The 21,192-nt window shown below is 65.3% G+C and carries 23 protein-coding genes; 16 read left to right on the top strand and 7 right to left on the bottom strand.

Annotated features, from left to right (window positions below; all coding sequences use genetic code 11):
* Positions 1-107 precede the first annotated feature (107 nt).
* From G6N16_RS02825 to dnaB, 7 genes are all read left to right on the top strand, one after another.
* Positions 108-2,492, top strand: coding sequence for a transglycosylase domain-containing protein (locus G6N16_RS02825; protein ID WP_083030202.1), 2,385 nt, complete (start codon positions 108-110; stop codon positions 2,490-2,492).
* On the top strand, positions 2,489-4,153 hold the full coding sequence (locus G6N16_RS02830) for a glycosyltransferase family 87 protein (RefSeq protein WP_083030154.1): 1,665 nt from the start codon (positions 2,489-2,491) through the stop codon (positions 4,151-4,153). Before G6N16_RS02825 ends, G6N16_RS02830 begins: the two co-directional genes overlap by 4 nt.
* Before the next feature lie 129 nt (positions 4,154-4,282).
* On the top strand, positions 4,283-4,573 hold the full coding sequence (gene rpsF / locus G6N16_RS02835) for a 30S ribosomal protein S6 (protein ID WP_083030153.1): 291 nt from the start codon (positions 4,283-4,285) through the stop codon (positions 4,571-4,573).
* A 69-nt stretch (positions 4,574-4,642) separates the two neighbouring features.
* Positions 4,643-5,158 (top strand): single-stranded DNA-binding protein, encoded by a 516-nt coding sequence (locus G6N16_RS02840; protein ID WP_083030152.1) that lies wholly within the window; start codon positions 4,643-4,645, stop codon positions 5,156-5,158.
* Positions 5,159-5,199: 41 nt separating this feature from the next.
* On the top strand, positions 5,200-5,454 hold the full coding sequence (rpsR, locus tag G6N16_RS02845) for a 30S ribosomal protein S18 (RefSeq protein ID WP_083030151.1): 255 nt from the start codon (positions 5,200-5,202) through the stop codon (positions 5,452-5,454).
* 36 nt (positions 5,455-5,490) lie between these two features.
* Positions 5,491-5,949 carry a 50S ribosomal protein L9 gene (gene rplI / locus G6N16_RS02850; protein WP_083030150.1) on the top strand — a complete coding sequence of 153 codons (459 nt, stop codon included), beginning with the start codon at positions 5,491-5,493 and terminating at the stop codon, positions 5,947-5,949.
* Positions 5,950-6,483: 534 nt separating this feature from the next.
* Entirely contained in the window at positions 6,484-7,863 is a 1,380-nt protein-coding gene (gene dnaB, locus G6N16_RS02855; protein WP_083030149.1) for a replicative DNA helicase, read from the top strand.
* 298 nt (positions 7,864-8,161) lie between these two features.
* On the opposite strand, the gene G6N16_RS02860 is transcribed toward dnaB, so the two are convergent.
* Positions 8,162-9,181: a serine/threonine-protein kinase gene (locus G6N16_RS02860; RefSeq protein ID WP_163787748.1), complete on the bottom strand. Its 1,020-nt coding sequence runs from the start codon at positions 9,179-9,181 to the stop codon at positions 8,162-8,164.
* An 11-nt stretch (positions 9,182-9,192) separates the two neighbouring features.
* Between G6N16_RS02860 and G6N16_RS02865 the strand changes: the two genes are divergently transcribed.
* Positions 9,193-9,660, top strand: a complete 468-nt coding sequence (locus G6N16_RS02865; protein WP_163787749.1) for a hypothetical protein — start codon at positions 9,193-9,195, stop codon at positions 9,658-9,660.
* Here G6N16_RS02865 and G6N16_RS02870 read toward each other — a convergent pair.
* Positions 9,655-10,116, bottom strand: a complete 462-nt coding sequence (locus G6N16_RS02870; RefSeq protein WP_133052906.1) for a hypothetical protein — start codon at positions 10,114-10,116, stop codon at positions 9,655-9,657. The two genes, G6N16_RS02865 and G6N16_RS02870, sit on opposite strands and share 6 nt — an antisense overlap.
* An 84-nt stretch (positions 10,117-10,200) precedes the next feature.
* On the opposite strand from G6N16_RS02870, the gene G6N16_RS02875 reads away from it, so the two are divergent.
* The 3 genes from G6N16_RS02875 to G6N16_RS22095 all read left to right on the top strand — a co-directional run bounded on the left by G6N16_RS02875 (position 10,201) and on the right by G6N16_RS22095 (position 12,068).
* Positions 10,201-10,491: a hypothetical protein gene (locus G6N16_RS02875; protein WP_083030147.1), complete on the top strand. Its 291-nt coding sequence runs from the start codon at positions 10,201-10,203 to the stop codon at positions 10,489-10,491.
* Between the two features lie 401 nt (positions 10,492-10,892).
* Positions 10,893-11,756: a phytanoyl-CoA dioxygenase family protein gene (locus G6N16_RS02880; protein WP_083030146.1), complete on the top strand. Its 864-nt coding sequence runs from the start codon at positions 10,893-10,895 to the stop codon at positions 11,754-11,756.
* A 54-nt stretch (positions 11,757-11,810) separates the two neighbouring features.
* Positions 11,811-12,068 carry an NAD(P)-binding domain-containing protein gene (locus G6N16_RS22095; protein ID WP_083030145.1) on the top strand — a complete coding sequence of 86 codons (258 nt, stop codon included), beginning with the start codon at positions 11,811-11,813 and terminating at the stop codon, positions 12,066-12,068.
* On the opposite strand, the gene G6N16_RS02890 is transcribed toward G6N16_RS22095, so the two are convergent.
* From G6N16_RS02890 to G6N16_RS02900, 3 genes are all read right to left on the bottom strand, one after another.
* On the bottom strand, positions 12,050-12,394 hold the full coding sequence (locus G6N16_RS02890; protein ID WP_083030144.1) for a VOC family protein: 345 nt from the start codon (positions 12,392-12,394) through the stop codon (positions 12,050-12,052). The genes G6N16_RS22095 and G6N16_RS02890 overlap by 19 nt on opposite strands.
* A gap of 72 nt (positions 12,395-12,466) precedes the next feature.
* Positions 12,467-13,153, bottom strand: a complete 687-nt coding sequence (locus G6N16_RS02895) for a helix-turn-helix domain-containing protein (protein ID WP_083030143.1) — start codon at positions 13,151-13,153, stop codon at positions 12,467-12,469.
* Between the two features lie 228 nt (positions 13,154-13,381).
* A complete protein-coding gene (locus G6N16_RS02900; protein WP_083030142.1) occupies positions 13,382-14,071 on the bottom strand; it encodes a transporter in 690 nt (229 codons plus the stop codon).
* Between the two features lie 228 nt (positions 14,072-14,299).
* Here G6N16_RS02900 and G6N16_RS02905 point away from each other — a divergent pair, with 228 nt between their 5' ends.
* The 5 genes from G6N16_RS02905 to G6N16_RS02925 all read left to right on the top strand — a co-directional run bounded on the left by G6N16_RS02905 (position 14,300) and on the right by G6N16_RS02925 (position 19,118).
* Entirely contained in the window at positions 14,300-15,817 is a 1,518-nt protein-coding gene (locus tag G6N16_RS02905) for a flavin-containing monooxygenase (RefSeq protein ID WP_407663615.1), read from the top strand.
* A complete protein-coding gene (locus tag G6N16_RS02910) occupies positions 15,810-16,733 on the top strand; it encodes an alpha/beta fold hydrolase (RefSeq protein ID WP_083030140.1) in 924 nt (307 codons plus the stop codon). The genes G6N16_RS02905 and G6N16_RS02910 overlap by 8 nt, the downstream gene beginning before the upstream one ends.
* A 39-nt stretch (positions 16,734-16,772) precedes the next feature.
* The gene (locus G6N16_RS02915; RefSeq protein WP_083030139.1) at positions 16,773-18,008 is read left to right on the top strand and encodes a PucR family transcriptional regulator; all 1,236 of its coding nucleotides are present in this window, start codon (positions 16,773-16,775) and stop codon (positions 18,006-18,008) included.
* Between the two features lie 133 nt (positions 18,009-18,141).
* A complete protein-coding gene (locus G6N16_RS02920) occupies positions 18,142-18,399 on the top strand; it encodes a DUF3297 family protein (protein WP_083030138.1) in 258 nt (85 codons plus the stop codon).
* 44 nt (positions 18,400-18,443) lie between these two features.
* Complete coding sequence (locus G6N16_RS02925) at positions 18,444-19,118, top strand: nitroreductase family protein (protein ID WP_083030137.1); 675 nt, start codon at positions 18,444-18,446, stop codon at positions 19,116-19,118.
* A gap of 98 nt (positions 19,119-19,216) precedes the next feature.
* On the opposite strand, the gene G6N16_RS02930 is transcribed toward G6N16_RS02925, so the two are convergent.
* A complete protein-coding gene (locus G6N16_RS02930; protein ID WP_133052904.1) occupies positions 19,217-19,438 on the bottom strand; it encodes a hypothetical protein in 222 nt (73 codons plus the stop codon).
* Positions 19,439-19,441: 3 nt separating this feature from the next.
* A complete protein-coding gene (locus tag G6N16_RS02935; RefSeq protein WP_133052903.1) occupies positions 19,442-21,145 on the bottom strand; it encodes a hypothetical protein in 1,704 nt (567 codons plus the stop codon).
* Positions 21,146-21,192 lie beyond the last annotated feature (47 nt).

A 21,192-nucleotide genomic window follows, 5' to 3' on the forward strand; every position in this document is an offset into this window, starting at 1 on the left:
CGACGGGCGACGCCGCCCGCCCCGGTGACACCGTCCGCATCACCCGGCCGGGGGGCACCGCCTCCGGCCCGACGACCGGTGACCCCGGTCGGCCCGCGCGCCCGTCGTTGCCGCCGCCCCCGGGGGCACCGCAGCGTCGTTCCCCGCGCCCGACCGAGATCCTGCCGACGACACCCGACGGCGCCGACCGCGATCTGGCCGATCCGATCGACGTCGTCAAGGCCGCCCTGGACGGGACGCCGCTGTCCAAACCACGCCGGCCCGGCGACGGCCCGCCGGCCGACGGGGACAGCGGTGCCGCCGCAGCAGCCGTCGAGCACGGGGAGGCGCCGCCGCTGTTGCCGCGTCGCGGTCCCGCCCGGGGTCCCCGCGACGGGCGCCCGCCGCGGGGGGCCGGTGTGGTTCCCCCCGGGTTCAAACTCCCCGCTTTCAAGATCAACTGGAAGTGGGTGCGCCGCGGCACCGCGGCGCTGGTCGCCCTGGTGGTGCTGCTGCCGCTGATCACCTTCGGCATGGCCTACGCGATCGTCGACGTCCCCAAGCCCGGTGACATCCGCACCGCCCAGATTTCGACCATCCTGGCCTCCGACGGGTCGGAGATCGCCAAGATCATCCCGCCGGAGGGCAACCGGATCGACATCAGCATCGACCAGGTACCCCAGCACGTGCGCGCCGCCGTGATGGCCGCCGAGGACCGCGACTTCTACAGCAACCCGGGCTTCTCGTTCAGCGGGTTCGCCCGGGCGTTCAAGAACAACCTGGTCGGCGGGGACACCCAGGGCGGATCCACCATCACCCAGCAGTACGTGAAGAACGCGCTGGTCGGCGACGCGCGCTCGGGTACCCGCGGGCTGATCCGCAAGGCCAAGGAACTCGTCATCTCCACCAAGATGTCGCGGGAATGGTCCAAGGACCAGGTGATGGAGGCCTACCTCAACATCATCTACTTCGGCCGCGGCGCCTACGGCATCTCGGCGGCGTCCCAGGCCTACTTCGCCAAACCGGTCAACGAGTTGACCGTCTCCGAGGGCGCGCTGCTGGCGGCGCTGATCCAGCGGCCGTCGACCCTGGATCCCGCGGTCGACCACGCGGGGGCGATGGAGCGCTGGAACTGGGTGCTCGACGGCATGGTCACCATCGGCGCGCTGTCGGCGCAGGACCGGGCCCAGCAGGTGTTCCCGGACACCATCGCACCGGAGCGCGCCAGCCAGGAGAACCAGACCGTCGGCCCCAACGGGCTGATCGAGCGACAGGTCGTCAAGGAACTGATGGCCATGTTCAACGTCAGCGAGCAGCAGCTCAACACCGAGGGCCTGCAGGTCACCACCACCATCGACCCGCAGGCGCAGAACGCCGCCGTCGACGCCGTCACCACGACGATGTCCGGCCAGGATCCGGACATGCGCGCCGCGGTCGTGTCGATCGACCCGCGCACCGGCGGCGTCAAGGCCTACTACGGCGGCTCGGACGCCAACGGGTTCGACTTCGCCCAGGCCGGCCTGCCGACCGGCTCGTCGTTCAAGGTCTTCGCGCTGATCGCCGCGCTGGAACAGGGGATCGGGCTCGGCTACCAGGTGGACAGCTCGCAGCTGTGGGTCAACGGCATCAAGATCTCCAACGTCGAGGGCGAGGGCTGCGGCACCTGCAACATCGCCGAGGCGCTCAAGCGGTCGCTGAACACCAGCTTCTACCGGCTGATGATGAAGCTGAAGAACGGCCCGGAGGACGTCGCCGACGCCGCGCACCGCGCCGGCATCGCCACCAGCTTCCCCGGCGTCCCGCACACCCTCAGCGAGGACGGCCAGGGCGGCCCGCCGAACAACGGCGTGGTGCTGGGCCAGTACCAGACCCGGGTGATCGACATGGCGTCGGCCTACGCGACGATCGCCGCCTCCGGCGTGTACCGCACCCCGCACTTCGTGCAGAAGGTGGTCAACTCCGACGGCCAGGTGCTCTTCGACGCGGGCACCCAGGACAACGCCGGCGATCAGCGCATCGAGAAGGCCGTCGCCGACAATGTCACCGCCGCCATGGCCCCGATCGCGGGCTATTCGCGCGGCCACAACCTGGCCGGCGGCCGGGCGTCGGCGGCCAAGACCGGCACCAACCAGCTCGGCGACACCGGCGCCAACCGCGACGCCTGGATGGTCGGCTTCACCCCGTCGCTGTCGACGGCGGTGTGGGTGGGCACCACCTCCGGCGACAAGCCACTGGTGAACAAGTGGGGCGGCCCGGTCTACGGGTCGGGGCTGCCGTCGGACATCTGGAAGGCCACCATGGACGGCGCCCTCAAGGGCACCGACAACGAGACCTTCCCCAAGCCGACCGAGATCGGCGGTTACGCCGGTGTTCCGGTGTATATCCCGCCGCCGCGGCCGGTGAACCCCGAACCAGGCCCCGTCGAGCCGCCGCCCGACGGTGCCCCGGGTGACGAGCCGCCGGGCGAGCCGCTCCCGCCGGGTGACCCCAACCTGCCGCCCCCGCCGCCGTGACGGGTGCCGACCGCCCCGTCGTCTCGCCTCGGCCGCTGGCCGCGGACCTGCGCAGCGACCAGACCCGTGACCTGCCCAGCCGCACCGATGCGCTCGGCGCTGCGCTGTCGCAGACGATCGGCGGCCCGGTGGGCCGGCACGCGCTCATCGGGCGCCAGCGGTTCCTAACGCCGCTGCGAGTGATGTTCGGCATCGCGGTGGTGTTCCTGGCGCTGGGCTGGACCACCAAATCGCCGTGCCTGCAGACCGTCGGACAGGGCACCGCCGACCAGAAGGTCGCCAACTGGGCCAACAACCGGGCCTACTACGAGCTCTGCTATTCCGACACCGTGCCGCTCTACGGCGCGGAACTGCTGAACCAGGGCAAGTTTCCGTACAAGTCGAGCTGGATCGACACCGACGCGTCCGGTAAACCGCACATCCGCTACGACGGCGAAACCGCCATCCGCTACATGGAATACCCGGTGCTGACCGGGCTGTACCAGTACGGATCGATGGCGCTGGCCAAGACTTACACGGTGCTCACCAAGATCACGCCGGTGCCGGTGGTGGCCGAGGTGGTGATGTTCTTCAACTTCGCCGCGATCGGGTTGGCGCTGGCTTGGCTGGTGACGGTGTGGGCCAGCGCGGGACTGGCCGGACGGCGACCGTGGGACGCCGCCCTGGTGGCCGGCTCGCCGATCCTGATCTTCCAGATCTTCACCAATTTCGACGCGCTGGCAACGGCTTTGGCGATGACCGGACTGCTGGCCTGGGCCCGCCGGCGCCCGGCGCTGGCCGGCGTATTGATCGGCCTGGGCGTGGCGGCCAAGCTCTATCCGGCGCTGCTGCTGTTCCCGATCGTGCTGCTGGCACTGCGCACCGGCCGGCTGCGCGCGGCCGGGGTGACCCTGGCTACGACGGCAGCCTCCTGGCTGGTGGTGAATCTGCCGGTGGCACTGCTGTATCCGCGGGGCTGGTCGGAGTTCTTCCGGCTCAACGCCCGCCGGGGCGACGATATGGACTCGCTGTACAACGTCTTCAAATCCTTCACCGGGTGGCGCGGTTTCGATCAGCACCTGGGCTTCTGGGAGCCCCCGGTGATCCTCAACTCCGTGGTGGCCGTGGCGTTTCTGGCCTGCTGCACGGGCATCGGCTACCTGGCGCTGACCGCCCCGCGGCGCCCCCGGCTGGCCCAGCTGGCGTTCCTGGTGGTGGCGGCGTTCCTGCTGACCAACAAGGTGTGGAGCCCGCAGTTCTCGCTGTGGCTGGTGCCGCTGGCGGTGCTGGCGCTGCCGCACCGGCGGATCCTGCTGGCCTGGATGACCGTCGACGCCGTGGTCTGGGTGCCGCGGATGATGTACCTGTTCGGCGTGCAGAACCACGGACTGCCCGAACAGTGGTTCACCACAACGGTTTTGGTGCGCGATCTGGCCGTCGTCGGGATGTGCTACCTGGTCATCCGCCAGATCCGGCGTCCGCGGGAGGATCTGGTGCGCATGCGCGGGGGAGTCGACGACCCGTCGGGCGGGGTGTTCGACGGTGCGCCCGACGACCCGCCGTCGTGGCTGCCGCGCCGGCTGCGGCCTACGCCGGTCGCCACAAAGGCGCCGACCGACGAGGACTACCAGGCGCTGGCCGTCAGCGCGGTCGGAGGCGTCGGCCCGACGGCGGACCGCTAGCGCGGGTCTGCGCGATTTCGCAGGTCGCGGGTCGTTCCTGTAACCTGAGCCGGTTGCCGACGCAGGCGACCCTCCTGCCGCGGAATCCCCCGCGGCCGCACTACGACCATAGGAGGTGATGAGGTTCCCATGCGTCCATACGAAATCATGGTCATCCTTGACCCCACTCTTGACGAGCGCACCGTGGCCCCGTCGCTGGAGACGTTCCTGAACGTCATCCGCAAAGACGGTGGCAGCGTCGACAAGGTGGACATCTGGGGCCGTCGCCGGCTCGCCTACGAGATCGCCAAGCACGCCGAGGGCATCTACGCCGTCATCGACGTCAAGGCAGCGCCCGCTTCGGTCGCCGAATTGGATCGTCAGCTGGGGCTGAACGAGTCGGTTCTGCGCACCAAGGTGATGCGGACCGACAAGCACTGATCCAAGACGGTGGGTCCGCGTGCGGGTTAGTCTCGCGAGCGAACATCCACCCAATCCCAGGAGGATCCCGTGGCTGCTGGTGACACCACCATCACCGTCGTCGGAAACCTGACCGCCGATCCGGAACTTCGGTTCACCCCGTCGGGGGCGGCCGTCGCCAACTTCACCGTCGCCTCTACTCCCCGGATCTATGACCGGCAGAGCGGCGAGTGGAAGGACGGCGAGGCGCTGTTCCTGCGCTGCAACATCTGGCGGGAGGCCGCGGAGAACGTGGCCGAGAGCCTGACTCGCGGCGCTCGGGTGATCGTGACCGGGCGGCTCAAGCAGCGCTCGTTCGAAACCCGCGAGGGCGAGAAGCGCACTGTGGTCGAGGTCGAGGTCGACGAAATCGGACCTTCGCTGCGGTACGCCACGGCGAAGGTCTCCAAGACCAGCCGCGGTGGCGGCGGCGGTGGATTCGGCGGTGGCGGTGGCGGTGGGGGTGCCTCCCGGCCTGCTGCGGCCTCGGCACCGGCCGATGACCCGTGGAGCAACGCCCCGGCGTCCGGTTCGTTCGCCGGTGGCGACGACGAACCGCCCTTCTGACACCACCCGTATTCGAAAACAGTTGAGAAAGAGACAGATTCATGGCCAAGGCCAATAAGCGCCGGCCGGCGCCGGAAAAGCCGGTCAAGACGCGCAAGTGCGTGTTCTGCTCCAAGAAGGGGCAGGAGATCGACTACAAGGACACCTCGCTGCTGCGCACCTACATCAGCGACCGCGGCAAGATCCGCGCCCGCCGGGTCACCGGCAACTGTGTCCAGCACCAGCGCGACATCGCGATCGCGGTGAAGAATGCCCGCGAGGTCGCCCTGCTGCCGTTCACCTCTGCCACCCGCTAGGCCCACGCAGGCCCGGCGCATACCGAAAGTACGAACATGAAGCTCATCCTGACCACCGAGGTCGACCACCTCGGCTCGGCCGGTGACACCGTCGAGGTCAAAGACGGGTACGGCCGCAACTACCTGCTGCCGCGCGGACTGGCCATCGTGGCCACCCGCGGCGCGCAGCGCCAGGCCGACGAGATCCGTCGGGCGCAGGAGACCAAGGCCGTCCGCGACCTGGACCACGCCCGCGAGATCAAGACCGCCCTGGAGGGCCTGGGCTCGGTGACCCTGCCGGTGAAGACCTCGGGCGACTCCGGCAAGCTCTTCGGCTCGGTCACCGCCGCTCATATCGTCAACGCGGTGAAGAAGGCCGGTGGCCCGAACCTCGACAAGCGTCTGGTTCACCTGCCCAAGGCGCACATCAAGTCCGTCGGCGAGCACAAGGTCGAGGTGCGCCTGCACCACGACCTGAACGCTCTGCTCGGGCTGAATGTCGTCGCCGAAAGCTGAGCGGGCCGCGAAGCGGACCGCGAGGCTTGCCGGTGATTGAGGACAGCGTCGCGGAGAGTTAACAGCTGACACCGAACGCCCCGGTGGAACCCCTGGAGGTTCCACCGGGGCGTTTGCTGTGCGTTCAGCGAACGAAACCGGTGTGCTCTGCCGGAGCAAACTACACATGCCGTTAACCTGCGGCGCTGTGAGTCGTTACGCAACACTCCCGGGACGGCAACCCGATGCGACACGCCGTAGCGATCTCCATCCCCAGCCCATAACTTTCCCTATTGCCGGTTGACCTGCGGATTTGGGGAAAACTTCTACTGATGTACACAAGTTCTCCCCAAGGGCCCAACACGCTCCACCTGATGTTTCCACACAGCATCCACAGGTTGCTCCACAGCGTCGATTTGCGCGGGGGCCAGCAACGTCTAGCGTTACAGCGCGCGCGTACGCAGGCCGCCGCCGAGCGGAGTTGTCGGACCCGAGGAATACCGTCGGATTCGAGCGGTATTCGAATGTGCGTTTGACGGAAGGGGGCAGGTCGAGATGGCCGTAGTGGACGATCTTGGGCACCCGGACGGGGAGGCCCCGCCGTCGAGTGAGGACTTCGGGCGGCAGCCGCCGCAGGACATGGTGGCAGAGCAGTCCGTGCTGGGCGGCATGCTGCTGAGCAAGGACGCCATCGCCGACGTCCTGGAGAAGCTGCGCCCCGGGGACTTCTACCGCCCGGCCCACCAGAGCATCTACGACGCCGTCTTGGACCTCTACGGCCGCGGTGAACCTGCCGATGCCGTCACCGTCTCCGCCGAGCTGGACCGGCGCGGGCTGCTGCGCCGCATCGGCGGGGCCCCGTACCTGCACACGCTGATCTCGACCGTCCCGACGGCCGCCAACGCCGGCTACTACGCGGGCATCGTCGCCGAGAAGGCGCTGCTGCGCCGGCTGATCGAGGCCGGTACCCGGGTGGTCCAGTACGGCTACGCGGGCGCCGAGGGTGCCGACGTGTTCGACGTGGTGGATCGCGCCCAGGCCGAGATGTTCGACGTCAGCGACCGGCGCACCAGCGAGGATTTCGTGCCGCTGGAGGACCTTCTGCAGCCGACCATGGACGAGATCGACGCCATCGCCTCCAACGGCGGCGTGGCCCGCGGTGTGGCGACCGGGTTCACCGAGCTCGACGACATCACCAACGGCCTGCACGCCGGCCAGATGATCATCATCGCCGCGCGCCCGGGTGTCGGGAAGTCAACGCTCGGATTGGATTTCATGCGCTCCTGCTCGATCAAGCAGCGGCAGGCCAGCGTCATCTTCTCGCTGGAAATGAGCAAGTCCGAGATCGTCATGCGCCTGCTGTCGGCCGAGGCGAAAATCAAGCTCGGTGACATGCGCTCGGGCAAGATGAGCGACGACGACTGGGCCCGGCTGGCGCGGCGGATGAGCGAGATCAGCGAGGCGCCGCTGTACATCGACGATTCGCCGAACCTGACCATGATGGAGATCCGTGCCAAGGCCCGCCGTCTGGCACAGAAGTCCGACCTACGGCTCATTGTGGTGGATTACATGCAGCTGATGACGTCCGGCAAGAAATACGAATCACGCCAGCAAGAAGTGTCGGACTTCTCGCGTAGCCTTAAATTGATGGCAAAAGAATTGGACGTTCCGGTGGTCGCAATTAGCCAGCTGAACCGTGGCCCGGAACAGCGTACGGATAAGCGTCCGCAAGTCTCTGACCTGCGTGAAAGCGGCTCGCTCGAGCAAGATGCGGATATGGTAATGCTATTGCACAGGCCGGATGCATTTGATCGTGATGACCCTCGCGGGGGCGAGGCGGACATTATTCTCGGTAAACACCGAAATGGTCCGACTGCCACAATTACCGTGGCGCATCAATTGCATTTGTCACGATTTACAAATATGGCGCGTTAGTTCCCTCCTAGGGTAGGTTCTCGCGCTCGACTTAAAAATCTCACGGCTGACTTCTTGGCGCGACTTGCCCGGCAGGTATGGGCGAATGCCCGTGTTGCCCGAAAGAAGTATCAGGCCGCGAGCTGGGGGCTGGTGCTTCTTCTTGGCAGTGGGAGCCCTTGCCGCCGTCGCCCTCGATGTCGCTTGGAGTCGGTGTCGAACTAATGGCGGTGGCAGTCCTCCACGTGCATGGAGCCAACGTGCACGGGTTCATTCAAGGGCAACTTCGCGGATGCCGAAGACGTCAAGTCGAGTCGAATCAGGGGCGTGCGAGCGTGTTGAAGACAGCACGGAGTTTTCCCGGCAGCTGGCTTTCGGTGGTGTCCATGCAGTGTGCGCGAACTCGATTTCCGGACTTCGTGAATCGGGTCTCGATGGAGTAGCGGCGAGCGCGAGGTTGTCCGGTGATGCAGACATGAAGATCTGATCCTCGGCCCGTAACGTGCCAGCAGCGTAGGTGGTCGTTGTGCGGAGCCTGGGGGGTGAAGATGCGGTGGCGGTCGTCGATCGCGAGTGCGTTGTCGAAGTCAGCTGCCGCGAGATATCTGTCGGCGGGATCAAGGGCCATGCCTTTTCGGATCTTCTCAGCCAACGCCTGCGACACGTGGGGTGCACGGTCGCGCACCGGAACGTACTTTCCGTGCAAGATGTCGTCGACTGAATCCCCCGCCTCGTAAGGCAGGCGGCCGGCGACCAGACCGTACAAGGTGCATGCAGCTGAGTAGATATCGGACTGCACGCTTGAGCGTCCGCCGGAATGCAGCTCTGGAGCTTTGATTCTGACATCGCCGTGCGCATCCGCTGTGCCGGTACCGTCCATCAAGGCCGCAATACCGAAGTCCCCAAGCTTGGCGCTGCCGTTTCGCGCAAGGAATATGTTGTGCGGTTTGACGTCACGATGCAACAAGCCACGTTTGTGGCACAGGTCCAAGCCGCGAAGCGCCCGTCGCATCCAGTCGACTGCTAAACCCGGTTCTACGCCCCATGGCTGTGCGCGTACGTCCAAGGAACATTCGGCGAGATCGGTCGCCAGGTATGGCAGGTCGACGGCCTGATCGGCATTGTGTACTTCGACGATGTGCTCGCTGCGAAGTGCCGTTAGGATGGTGGCCTCCCGCCAGGTGGCTCCGGAATCCCTATTGAGGATTAGCTTCAGGGCGACCTCGTATCCGCGATTCCTATCGAATGCCCGCCAAACCTCGCCGTAGGTACCTGCGCCCAAGAACTGCTTGAGGTCATAGCGGTTTGCGATCCGATCGCCGGTTGACGCCCACGTCACATCAGAAGTGTATGTTCTGGACGATGTTTGTTCTGGGACTGCGTGTGGGTACCGAGGGTAGTAAGTGGGTTTTGCGCGGTGTGCTTCTAGATCCTGCGACTGATGAAGTCTGCCCCACGACGATCGATCACTTCCCAAAGAAGAGCCACTCCGCGGCGCAGCAAGCCCATGACGCCCATGACGCATTGGCGGGCGCTTTGTCCGCCTATGAGATTCGCGCGGTCGTGTTACGGGAGGCAGATCACCACAATAGAGCTGGAATCAAGGACGGAACCAAGAAGCGTCTGCGGCTCGAAGGAGCCTGCCTGGCGGCGTGCCAGGCGCTGGGTGTGCCGGTGGAAGTCATGGACGGTCAAGGTGTTGGGCGCGCGATTGGTTCGTCGAAAGAGGGGGCAGAAGATGCGGCGCGGCAGCTTGGCGTCGACTCCAACCTGGTCGAAGCAGCCGCTGCTGCACTGGCCGCGAAATCTCTTCTATGAGTTGAGGTTGAGCGAAACGACGTGGTCTATGCCGGGGTCGTCATCTAGACCATCAAGATCAGGTCGAACGCGGTCGAAGATGACGGCACCTACCCACGAGGCACCGTTTTCGCGCAAATAGGCTGCGCACGAACGTGTTATATTCCCGGTCACCGTGGCAGCATCGACGACCAGCACCTTCTCGGCGAAGGAATTCCGGCTGTCCGAATAGGCCAACTTGCCATTGCTGAGCAAGGCCGCTGCGGTAGTGAGTGGTTCTGCGGCAGCATTTGCGGCGACGAGGTGACTGCAACCAATTGCCGCAGCCGCGTCGATCAAAGCGATGGCGGCTTGTCGCAGTTGGTCGACTTCACGCAGGCATAGTGTCGACAGCTGAGCCTTGAGAACGCCCGCGGCCAGCGACTCCGGGGGGATTACACCCGCATCGGCCGACAGCCCTGCAATCGCCTTGGTCACCTTGCCTCCTCGAGGGTTCAGTGTGGAAACATGTGACAAGTAGCTTGTAACAAGATTCATGCTAGTACGAACGGGGGTGCCGATGTGGATGCCACTCAGGTCAGCGACGACATGTTCGGCAGAGCCTGCAGGCTTCCCCTGATGTTGTGGGTTCTACGCCACCCGAAGGACCGCGTCTACCAGTCCGAGCCACCTGAGTCACTGGGCGCGCGGACTGCGTTGCGGCAGGAACTCGACCGTATGGTCCGCATGGGGTTGCTGCGTGAAGAGCGGCCAGATGGTGACCCTCGCGTGTACTACGCGAAGACCGACAGTCCCTTGTGGGAGATCGTTGAGGCGGCCCGGGATGTCCTCAAGCGCAGTTCCGACAGTTGACCGGTTCGAGATTAAAGCGACTGGCTGTCGGAGAAGTCGGTAGGGCCGCAGGGGTTCGAAGCTATTCGTGAGACAAACCTTGGCGAAGGTGCCATGAGACAGATCCAATGCCTGCATGCCAACGCTGTGGGTATTTGAAGTGGAGTCTTAGAACCCACACCTCCTGCTGCCGAGATGCAACGGAAGATGGGCTGCCTACGAGCTGACCGCGTTCCAGGGCCATGGTCATCTGATGTTCTCGATGCGGCACGTTCACCAGGAGCGGGTATGCCGTCATCCCGGGTAGTGCAGTGTGCACCTCCGCGACCGAAATCTGCGACCGGATGCTGTAGTCGCGGAGGCCGAGGGTCGCCCATGGTGAAGGCACCGGATCACACCGACCACAGCAAGGAAACGTCGCCATGCCTGCAACTGCCACCGCGAAACTACGCACGACCGCCAGTACAGCTCCGATCGACGAGATTCTGTCGATCGTCCGTGAGGATGGCGGCGTAATCGTCAAGGGACTTCTCACACCGGATCAGGTGGCACGATTCAACGCCGAGATCGACCCGGCCCTGCGGGGGTTGGATCCCGGTTCGAAGCACGACAACGAAATCGTCGCGGAATTTCACGGTCGGAACACCAAGCGCCTCACCAACTTGGTCACCCGAAGCGAGACGTTCCGCCGCGAAGTGATCGATCACGACCTCGTTCATGCGTTGGCCGATGGGGTGTTTCTCGAAGAATCGGGTACCTACTGGATGACGACGGCCCAGGTGATCGAGATCGGTCCGGGCAACGCTGCCCAGATGCTCCACCGCGACCTGGAGAATTGGTTTCCGTTCGTCGGCATGGGACCTGCCGGGCCCGAGGTGACCGTCAACTTCCTGATCGCCCTGACCGACTTCACCGAGGAGAACGGCGCCACCCGAGTTATCCCGGGTAGCCACAAGTGGGATGACTTCGAGGACCGCGGTACGCCGGAGCAGACCATTCCAGCTGAGATGAGTGCCGGCGACGCACTGTTCTTCAGCGGCAAGACCGCCCACGGTGGCGGCGCGAACCGCACTTCCGACGAGTACCGCCGTGCGGTCAGCTTCGCACTCAACCCGGGCTTCTTGGTAGGCGAGGAGGCCTACCCGTTCCTCGTCGACCGCGAACTCGCACGATCGCTCCCGCCCCGCGTTCAGAGCCTCATCGGATTCCGCTCGCAATACCCGACCGGCTCTCCGGGGCTTTGGCAGGTCGACTACCGCGAGCTCGCGGACTACCTCGACCTCTGACCTCAAGCACGTACTCCAACAGACCGACACCACCCACTGAAGAAACAAGGAACCATGGCTGAATCACACGATGTCGTCGTGCTCGGCTGCGGCCTGATGGGGTCGGCCCTGGCGAGATCCTTTGCAACCAGGGGCTATTCGACCGGTACCTGGAACCGCACGCACGAGCGGGCAGAAGCATTGGCGGCGGACGGTGTCATGGTTCGCGGCCAGGCGTGCCGTTTCCGGGGTGGGCGACGTCGAGCGCTGGTGACTGTCGGCGGGTCGAGACCGGTATGGGCGGGCCGGGAGCCTCAGGCGGGCGGGGGTTGATGCAATCCGAACGGCACTCCTTGATCATCGGTGCAGTTCGCGAATCGGCCGAAGCCAGGTTCTTCTGGTGACGGATCGGCGGCGTGACCGCCGAGTTCGCGCACCTTGGCGATCGCGTCGTCGATGTCGTTGACGGCGAAGTAAGCGGTCAGAGTGCCCGTCTTCACTTCGTCGTGGAGGCCACCGCGAATGGTGGGGGTTTGGATGACAGCTTGATCGCCGTCACCAAAGCCGTTGAAGGTCCACCCCAGAAGTGTTCCAAAGAACGCTCGAGCCTTCTTCGCGTCGGGTGCGCCAATCTCGAAATGGGTCACTTCACCGGTCATCCCGTTCGCCTTTCTTCGAGGGTGTCTCCGAAACTACGAAGTGTGACGACTGCCGTATTGGAAGAAAGTCACCTATCCGGCCAGCAGCGGCCAGGCGGATCCGAGTCCATCGCCGGTTCGGAGGATGCTCGAGACCACGCCGGGGGGCTGCTCGGCGAAGGCGGCAAAGTCGAGATGCATGTGCGCCTGGTCGTAGTAGCCGCACGCGACGGCAACACGTCCCGGTGTCAGACCATTTCGCAGAAGTGCGGTGGCGTTCTCGAACCGAAACAGGCGGGCCGCCACCTTCGGCGTGACCCCGAAGGCGCGGCAGAACCTGGATCCGAGATGGCGGCGGTTCCAACCAATCTCTTCGGCAACGGATTCGATACGGACCCGCCCGCGGGCGTGTTCGATCATCTCCCATGCCCGGCGAAGCTTGGGATCGACCAGTGGGCCACCGCTGGGCTGTAGGTATTCGTCGACGATGTCGAAGACGTCCGCCCAGTCCGGTGTCGAGGCGAGCCGGTCGTGGAGATCGACGGCTCGACGGCCGATCACGTCGTCGAGAGACACAACCTGCTGGTCGAGATCACCCAACGCGGTCCCGAGGAAACCGGCGGCATCGGTGACCGACAAGTCGATCTCGATACCGTGAAACAATCCCTGCTGATCGACGACCACCGGACCGGCTCGCGGCCCGGCGACGAACGCCCCGACCGCAACCCCGGCGGACTCAACCGCTGCCGTCACCGTCATGGTCGAGCCGAAGACCAGCACCAACCGGGCACATGGTGTGGCCCACTCCACGGTCCTGCGAGACTGGTCCAACTGCTCGGCGAACCCGGCGTAAGAGTGAGCCAGGATGCCACCCGAACGTGGGCGGCGCCAGGCGAGTTCCCAGTCCGTTCCCCGGGATGTCCGCACGTCCACCGTCAACACTGTGCCAGGTGTCCACGCCGCCCATCACGGCGACATCGCACTTGAGGTTGCCGGTGAGGGGGGTGCTCATGGCAGTGCACTCACATTCTCGGTTGGCTTTGCGTTGGCAGCAACGTTGTGGGCGTGCAGCGCGCGGTAGGCGAGGTAGTAGACGAAGCCCTGAGCTCCCCACGTCGTCAGCGCGGCGGTGAAGAAGATCGTGCGGAGTTCGTCGTCGAAGGGGAACGGGAAGAAGTCGTAGGTGATCGCGATGACGGTCCCCGCTGCTGTGGTGAGCGCAGCCCAACCGGCGAGCCGCTTTTCGCCAATGCCCCACAGCCGCTTGACGAAGTACGCGAGGAACAGCGTGGTGAGCAGGTTCATCGTGAGATAGAACGCGGCCGGACCGACATGGAGCGTCTCGTGGTCGAGCCCGCCCAGGAGGAAGCCGCCCCCAATGGCGAGTCCGAAGGCGCCGATCTCGACGGCAAGGGTCGGCTTGTACCGATGGGTCACCGCCATCAGGCCCAGCACCAGGACGAGTGTGAAGCCGAACGATCGCGAGAACGCGTCGAGGAAGAAGGCCACCGACAAGGGGCCGCTGCCCGATTCGGCGCCCAGCAGCGACCCCACGAGGAAGTTCGTCGCCGACACACCGACGACCGAGTATTCAAGGCCGAGCAGCCAGTTGCCGTAGTTCCGGAGGAACTTCCAGCCGCAGCAGAAGCCGACGACGATCAGCCAGACATCGGCCAAGAGGAAGAGCATGTCATTCATTGCCTTGGCTCCTTTCCTATTCGAGGTGGTCTCTACTTTCGCGAGCCGGTGACTCCGGTCACAACGACACGGCGCACCTGTTCGAGTCGCCGTCGGTGCACGGTGCACGGTGCACCCCGTGTGCACGCTGCACCCGCTCGGTCAAAAGGCGGTGCGCGCTGTCGTAGTGAGCGAGGTCATACCTGAGCCACTGTGGACGTCACGAAGTCACCAGAGGAGACGAGGGAGTTGGCAGCCATGACAACTGAGGTATCGAATGACGTTGCGGAGTTCGACGTCGTCATCATCGGAGCGGGAATCTCGGGAATCGGTGCGGCACGGTATTTCAGCCGCGGGCTCCCGGACAAGTCCATCGCCGTGCTGGAGGGCCGCCAGAACTTTGGCGGCACGTGGGATCTTTTCCGCTATCCGGGCATCCGCTCCGACTCGGACCTACACACCTTCGGTTACGAGTTCAAGCCGTGGCGCCATGAGTCGGCGATCGCGGACGCTCATCTGATCCGGGAGTACCTGCACGAGACGATCGAGGAAAACGATCTCGGACGACTCATCCGGTACGGACACCGGGTCGTGCGGTCGGAATGGTCCTCAGCGGACTCGAAGTGGACGCTGACCGTCGAAGTGACCGATCCCACCGGTTCGGTTGCCACGAAGACGATCCGGACCGGCTGGGTTTTCGCGGCCACCGGCTACTACCGGTATGACGAGGGTTTCTCGCCGGAGTTTCCGGGACGCGAGGACTTCGGGGGTCTGGTGATTCATCCGCAGCACTGGCCGGAGGACCTCGACTACCGCGGCAAGAAGGTCGTCATCATCGGCAGCGGCGCGACCGCAGTCACGATGGTGCCGGCGATGTTGACCGGCCCTGGCGCTGCCGGTCATGTGACGATGCTGCAGCGCACGCCGACCTACATCATGCCGAGTCCTCGCGTCGACAAGCTCGCTCTCGCACTCACGAAACTTCTCGGCCCCCAGCGGGGGTACGCCGTGACGCGGTTCAAGAACATCTGGATCGAACGCGGGATCGTCAAGGGCCTGCGGATGTTCCCGAAGGCAGGGCGAAAGCTGATCCGGCGCGAGAACATCAGGCGGCTCCCCAAGGGGTTCGACGTCGACAAGCACTTCAACCCGCCCTACAACCCGTGGGACCAGCGGTTGTGCGCGGCGCCAGACGGGGACTTCTTCGATGCGATCAAGGAAGGCAGCGCCTCGGTCGTCACGGACTCCATCGTGCGCTTCAGCAAGGGCGGTATCGTCCTGAACTCCGGCGAAGAACTGCAGGCCGACATCATCGTGACCGCAACCGGATTGAACCTGCGACTCTTCGATGGAATGCCGATCGTGGTGGACGGGCGCGAGGTCGACATCACCGAGTCGTACGCGTACCGCGGGATGCTCCTGAGCGGAATCCCCAACTGGGCGATGGCCATCGGCTATACGACATCGTCCTGGACTCTCAAGGTGAGTCTCATGTGCCGGTATTTCATCGACTTGATCAAGCACATGGATGCTTGCGGATTCGACCGCGCGGTGCCGGTCGCGATTGCGGGAATGGAGCCCAGGCCGGTGATGGATCTCCAATCCGGTTACGCCAAGCGTGGGGCTAAGGTATTGCCAAAACAGGGACCAACAGCACCGTGGCGCATGGCGATGTCCTACCAGGAAGACGCAAAGGCATTGCGCGGTCCCGTTGCCGACGAGCACCTCGAGTTCGGCGTCAGCGAGAGGGCACAGGCCTATGTCTGACTCAGACCAGTACGCAACGCTCTCATCCGGACAGGCGGTCTGCTTCCGCGAGTCGGGAGATAAGGCGGGCCCCGCTATCCTGCTCATCGCCGGGCTAGGTGAGGACCTCACCTTCTGGAGCGACTCATTCGTCGGATCACTTGTCACCCAGGGTTTTCGGGTAATCGTCATGGATAACCGGGACGTCGGCCGATCAACATTCGCGACCAATCCGGCGCCCGCGATGTGGCGTCAGGTTCTCGGGCGCCCACGCAGCGACGCCTACTCGCTCGCGGACATGGCCTCCGATTGTGTCGGCGTACTCGACCATCTCGGGATCGGGCAGGTTCACCTCGTTGGACGATCCATGGGCGGAATGATCGCGCAGACGATCACCGCGACCGAACCTCAACGCGTGCTGTCCCTGACGTCCATCTTCTCGACCACCGGGGCGAGCGAGGTCGGCCAGCCGGCGCTCTCGACGATTCGGCTGCTCGTCGCTGCACCACCCAAGAACAGAACCGCGGCCGTGCGCAACCATCTGCGAATCACGAGGCACATCGCCGGAACCGCGTACCCCATCGACGACGCCGAGGAAGCCGCGATCGCAGCACACGGCTGGGATCGCAGCGCCGGGGACACCGCTGCCGGTGTGGCGCGTCAGATTCAGGCGATCCAGTGCTCCGGAGACCGCACGGCCCAGCTGAGCAGGATCACAGCTCCAACCTTGGTCATCAACGGTGACCGGGACCTGATGGTGAACCCCAGCGGAGGCATCGCGACGGCCAAAGCGATCCGCTCGGCGCAGCATGTCGTCATCCCCGGCATGGGTCATCACATTCCGGAGGCTCTGGTCGATCCGATCACCCAGTACATCGCGCAACACGCGGACCGAGTGAACAAGGGACTCGGCGTCGAGGACGGAGCTTCGGCGTAAGTCTCGGCGCCCCGGCAACGATCAAGGCAGACTGCCGATATGGAGGAACTGTGGCCGCTGCCCACTCCCGAGGTCTCCGACGCGATCCGGTCACTGTGCCAACGGCTCCTGACGGACGCGGACGCCTTGACCGGCGCAATCGCGGCGGCCGCCCTGACGACGCAGTACGACCCTGCCCTGCTTCCGGATGCATCGTTGGTCGAGGAGGACCGCCACCTCAACCGCTCCGATCTTGTCCAGTGGCTGACGTCGAACATCCAGCAACCGGGGCGAAGGGTCGAGCCCTACATCGGCCCGCGGACAACCGAGTACATTTGCGACCTTGTCTCCCGCGGCATCGCACCTGATTTCGCCGAAGGATGGCGGGTGGCACTCGGTATCGGCTGGCGCCGATGGGTCGAAGAATGCGTGGCGTACTGCGCAGACGCTGACCTGCTCGTGGAGGTCCTCGACGTGTCGGGGAAGTCGCTCGTGCAGTACGCCCTCGACTCGGTCGCGGCGATGCGCGAGGCCAGCCTTGCCGCCGCGATGGGTGACGCAAATGCCGACGCGATTGCGCTGATACAGCTGATCGCCAGTGGGGCCCCCATGACCGAGGACCTCGCGGAAGGGCGCCTGAGATACCGGTTGGCCCGCCAGCACGTCGGCCTCGTCTTGTGGACCGACGATCCTCAACGGGCGAACGCGTTGGATGAGGCGGTCGCGGACGTCCGCTCCGCTTCGGCGGGAGGAAGCGCCCTGATCGCCCGGGCCACTGCTACCTCGCGCTGGATCTGGCTATCCGGGTCCGCGATACCTGACCTTCACCACATCGAGAAGGTGGTGGCGAAGGCGGAGAATGTTCGAGCGGCCGTCGGAAGGCCGGGACGAGGACTCGACGGGTTCAGGTCCAGCCACCAAGACGCCCTCGCGGCCCAGGCACTGGTCGTCCGGCTCGGATCCGACCGGCGCTTCACGGCGTACGCAGACGTCGAGCTCATCGACAGCATCACGAAGGACCCTGCCAGTGCACGACGGTTCGTCACCAAGACTCTCGGCCCGCTGGCCGAAGCAGACGAAGCGATACGGCAGGCGCTTCTGACCTACGTGCAGTGCGGCTTCAACACCACTCGGGCGGCAGCCAACCTCTACGCACACCGAAACACCGTCGAGCGCCGGGTATCGCGCGCCAACGAACTGTCCGCGGTCAAAGTGGAAGACAACCCCACACACGTCGCCGCCGCACTCCTGGTGCTCGAAATCGCGCCAGATATCACGGCGGCCACACCCTGCTAAACGCAGAAGACGTTCTCGCCAGTGCTCCCGAGTCGGCGCACAGCCAGTGGGTCGGGTCTGGCTATGACGCGGCTCGCGAGCACCGCGGTAGATTCTTCGAGAACAACCCGACCAGCCCCCGACGAAAGCCACCATGCCCGAGGACCAGACCGCAGACGTTCCCCCGGATCACCTTTCCCTCGATCCGCGCAGCCCCTTCTTCAACGAGGAGATCCTGCTCCGCGGCGTGGGGATCCGATTCAACGGCGCCGAGAAGACCAATGTCTTCGAGTACGACGTGACCGAGGGCTGGGTGCGTGTGGAAGTCCCCACGGCGAAGGATCGCCGCGGAAACCCGATGGTCGTGAAGCTCAACGGCACGGTCGAGCCGTACTTCCGCTCGGCGGAATAGCCGGCGCGTTCGACACCAACCCCGGCGTCGAGTACACAAAGGAGATGCCGGAGCCAACCTCTGACGTCTGGGAAGTCCTGTCCACCGCGCGCTCCATCCGCCGCTACACCGATGACCCGGTTGACGACGAGACACTGAATCGTTGCCTGGAGGCGGCGACTTGGGCGCCCAACGGGGCCAACGGCCAGTTGTGGCGGTTCATCGTGCTCGATGCGCCGGAGCAGCGGGCTGCGGTTGCCGAGTGCGCGAAGATCGCCCTGCAGACGATCGAACCCGTCTACGGCATGACCCGGCCCGCCGCCGACGATCAGAGTCGGTCGGCGCGCAATAACCGGGCCACCTATGAGTTGCATGACCGGGCCGGTGAGCGCACGTCGGTGCTGTTCACCGCCTTCAAGACCGAGTTCGCTTCGGAATACTTGCAGGCCGGCTCGCTCTACCCGGCGATGCAGAACTTCTACCTGGCCGCACGAGCTCAGGGTCTGGGTGCGTGCTTCACCGGTTGGGCGGCTTACGGCGGCGAGTCGATCCTGCGCGAATCGGTCGGGATTCCCGACGAATGGTTCCTGGCCGGGCACATCGTGGTGGGTTGGCCGCGCGGGCATCATGGCCCGGTGCGGCGCCGCCCGATCTCCGACGTGGTGTTCCGCAATCGGTGGGATCCCGAGCGCGCCGACATCCTGTACGGCCGCGGTGCCCGGTCCCGCGGGGGTAGCTGAGCTGAAGCGTAGGCGTAGGCGTCGGCGTCGTGCACGGTGAGGAGCGGCGAGTGCAGGCCACCCCGCGGGACACCTCGTGGCCACGAACCACCGCCGCGTCAATCGCCGAGTTGGCCCTCGAACTCGCCGAGTTGGCGCCGCAGCTCGGCCAGCCGCTCGGAGGCCGGGAGAGTCTGCTCGATGTGGGGACCGTACCCGTTGCACTCGTGGGTGCCCATACAGGCGCAGCCGGCGCCGTCAACGCTGCTGAAGGCTTTCGACTGAAGTGCTCGAATCAGGTCGGGCATATTGTTCAGCGCGACCGGTCTTTCTTCGTTCATTGTTCAGACTCCCTGTCGTGGTTGTTGCTGAGTGCTAACCCCCGCCGTGACCGCAGATTTACGGGACATCTCGCCGCGGACGAGTTCGACGGCGGTGATCCATGCATCGGTGCCCAGCCTGCGCGCCAACGTCTGCAGTCTGGGCAGCTGGGCCGCGCACAGGTCGGGGTTGTTCTGGGCGAGCTGGGAGACTGCCAGTAAGAGGCGATCGTGGAACTCGTCGTCGACGGCTTCGATCGCCGACGACGCGGGAGGATAAAGCGGCGCGAGAACGTCGATCACCCGACCGAACTCGCCCTCGTCGAAATAGAACTGGCCGAGTGCACGGCGGATCAGCTCGCCATGATGGTCGGCCGTGGTCAATCTGAGCGCCATTTCCAGCTTCCTTCGTGCGCCAGCCCGATCATTGAAGCGGCCGGAGAGCAACTTGGCGGTGTTGACGCCGAGCAGCGCGTACGCCCATCGACCCAGGACCGGTGCGGCTTTCGCGAGTTGCTCGGCAAGTTGCTCGGCCCGCGTCTCAAGCACGAGTGCGGCCTCGTTCTTGCCCTCGTGGTAGTCGACCAACGCCAGGCCGTTCAACATCGCAATGTGGACCCGCAGTCTCTCGATGTCGTCATGCACATCGGCGAGGCCACCTAGTCCCTGCTCATACAGGTGTCGAGCGTGTGCGAGGAACCGTGGATGCCGCTGCACCGCATAGGCATTGGCCAGGTCTGCTGTCAGTTGGGACTTCTCGCCCGGGGCGCTGGCGAGTCGTCGAGCACATCCGAAGTGAAACACTGCTGTGGCGCGGGCGACTCTTGCCGGACGAAGGTGCGGGGCCAGCCGGGCCGCGCTGATGTGCGCCGAAATGGCTCGTTCCCGTGCCCGGTCGTCGCTGTTGTGGGCGGGCGAGCAGGCCCGCGCGAGCGCGGCGCAATGTTGTTGCAACGACGGCTGACCCACGATGCGGTACCCGGCGAGAAGCGCCCCGTGCTGTCGCAGCAAGCCCGATCTATCAGCACCGAGTTGCGGTAGATGTGCGCGGCGCAGATAGCCCCAGCCATCGGGTGGCCATGCTGCGAATAGCGCTGTGGCATTGCGTCGCTGATCGGCCACGTCGAGTCGGCCCCACAGCCTCCGGCGGGTCCGGGCGCTCAGTCGAAGCCATGGCTCACCACTCGGTCCCGGTATCGCGAGCGAGAAGGCCATATCGTCGCGAAGACCGAGGGCGACCACTGCGTCGAGGGGTGCACCGATCTGGGAGGCGGCGAGACAGTTCAACGCTTCGGTGCTCCGCGGATCCAGCCCGGTCGGAACAACTGTCGGACGGGTCGGTACCGCCTCCGTCGGGGTGGTGTGCCTTTTCAGAAAATCGTTGCCGGCCAGAACTGCCGGTCCGCCGACGCAGGCGACGGTGAAGCCGGTCTCCTCGGTGAACCTTGCCAGCCGTGTCACGAAGGTGTGCAGCAGACCCTCGGCGTCAGCAGGCAGCACGAGCGCGAGGCCATACCCATATCCCAGCTCCGCGATCGCACGTGCCGCCGCGTGCACCACGACTCGGGCCTCGGACTGGTCGATGTTCTCCGGCGCGTCGTCACGCTGTGGCTCGGCCGCGTCGCGGGAGGAGTGGGCGAGCTCATCCCATCGTGGAGCGACGGCTCGGGTGGTCGCCCGCAGTAGCGCCGTCGACTGTCGACGATCCGCCGCGTCCAGGGCATCCAAAACAACCGGGTAGGGGGCCGCGCAACTCGGCGAGGGGTCACCCAGCC

This window comes from Mycolicibacterium insubricum, assembly GCF_010731615.1.
In the GTDB taxonomy this organism is placed as follows: Bacteria; Actinomycetota; Actinomycetes; order Mycobacteriales; family Mycobacteriaceae; genus Mycobacterium; species Mycobacterium insubricum.